At 41.4% G+C, this 1,849-nt stretch carries 1 protein-coding gene; it reads left to right on the forward strand.

The annotated features are described in order from the left end of the window. Positions 1-41: 41 nt before the first annotated feature. A partial coding sequence (locus I3255_RS14020; protein WP_238039363.1) for a hypothetical protein occupies positions 42-1,849 on the forward strand: 1,808 nt, incomplete at its 3' end.

Below are 1,849 nucleotides of genomic sequence, written 5' to 3' on the forward strand. Positions count from 1 at the left end.
AAGATAAAAATTACAGTCATGACGAAAGAGCTGCAGCCTTTATGAAAGGTAATATAAAAGGCGGTATGCATTTAACATTAAGTTATGACAGTAATAAATCAGATGAAGACTTCTATCGTGAAATCTCACCAGATAGCTATTACCCAATGCCAGGTGATGCCAGCATCAAAGGTTATGATGCTCGTAGTACAAGCAAGCTTTATGTGAAACTTGAAAAAGAACGTCACTTTGCAATGTGGGGTGATTATAACACCGCAGATGGTGCTGATGAGTCAGATATTGGTCGCACCAGCCAAGTTTTAAACGGCTTTAATAGTATGTATAACGATGGTCGAGTGATGGCTCAGTTATACGGTGCTCGCCCAGAAGATTTACATAAAGTGGTTGAGTTTAGTGGTAACGGCACCGCTATGTTCTACAGCATCGGTGATACACGTATCGTCCGTCATTCTGATACGGTTAATTTGGTCACCTATGACAGAGATAATCAGGGACTGGTATTAAGACAACAACCATTAACTCGTTATATTGATTACACCATTGATTATTTCACAGGAGATATGCGCTTTAATCGAGTAGTTCCAACCTATGATCCTGATTTAAATCCGATTAAAGTTCGTGTTTCTTATGATGTAGAAGGCGATGGTGATGCTTATACCGTAGCAGGAGCAAGACTCTCTTATTTATTCACCCCATATTTACTTGCTGGTGCGAGCTACGAATATAACGATAATGATGTTGAAGGCTATAACATAGGCAGTGTTTGGGTTAACTATGATTTTGATAGTAAAACGCAAATAACCGCAGCCGTGGCTCATATGTCTCATGAAGGTAGCGAGAGTGCTAATAATCTGACTTCTTCAACTGGGACCGATAGTAAACTTAAAGATGGCATGGCTTATAAACTCCGAATTAAGCGTGATTGGAGTGCACAAGCGGTAACTGAATTAGAGTATGTTTATGCTGAGGAAGGGTATACCAATACCACTGGTGGGGTAACGCCTGCTCGCCAAGAGTTTCGTTTACGCCATCGTCAGAAGTTAACTGGCTTGATGAATTTAAATATCGAAGCTAATCACTCTGAATCTCTTATTCATACCGAGAAGCAGCAATCGATCGGGGCCACCGTTGATACGAAGATCCTTGGCTCTCAATGGACAACGCGTTTAGGTTCTCGTTATATCAAAAATGAAACCGAAACAGATTCAGAAGAGTACACCACTGCAATTGTGGGGGTCGGCCGTACCTTCAGCGTATGGGGGCGTCCAGGTCGCTTTGATACTGAATATGAGCAAAGCTTTGGTCATGATAGTAAGCGTCGTTTCAATATTAAAGCTGATTTAAAAGTTCACAAACAAGCCAGTATTTACACTCAATATGAGTACATTGATTCACTCAGCGGTATTACTAACTTAGGTAGCGGTACAACCAGTCTGTTTACTGCTGGTATTGATGTTGACTGGTTACATGGTGGTAGTACGTTCAGTGAGTTTAGACAGCGTGGCGCTTCTGATGGACGTAGTTTAGAACTTGCAAATGGTTATCGCGGCCGCTTTGAAATGGTGCCAGGAATCAGTATTGACCCATCTATTGAATATGTAGAAGTGCTTGAAGGTGATGGTACCTCTGGGTTAGCACTATCGCTTGGTTTAGCGGATATCCGAAATCCTAATTACAAAACAACAGGTCGTATTGAGTACCGCCATGGTGATTCAGAAGATTACTACGGTATTTTAGGTGCTTGGGTTACACGTCTAAGTCAGGATTGGAGCGGGTTAGTTCGTGAAGAGTATCGTTATATTGATAAAGATGGTTCTCAAAATACATGGAGTAATCACTTCAGTTTAGG

This window comes from Psychrobacter sp. Ps6 (assembly GCF_022129235.1).
Classification (GTDB): Bacteria; Pseudomonadota; Gammaproteobacteria; order Pseudomonadales; family Moraxellaceae; genus Psychrobacter.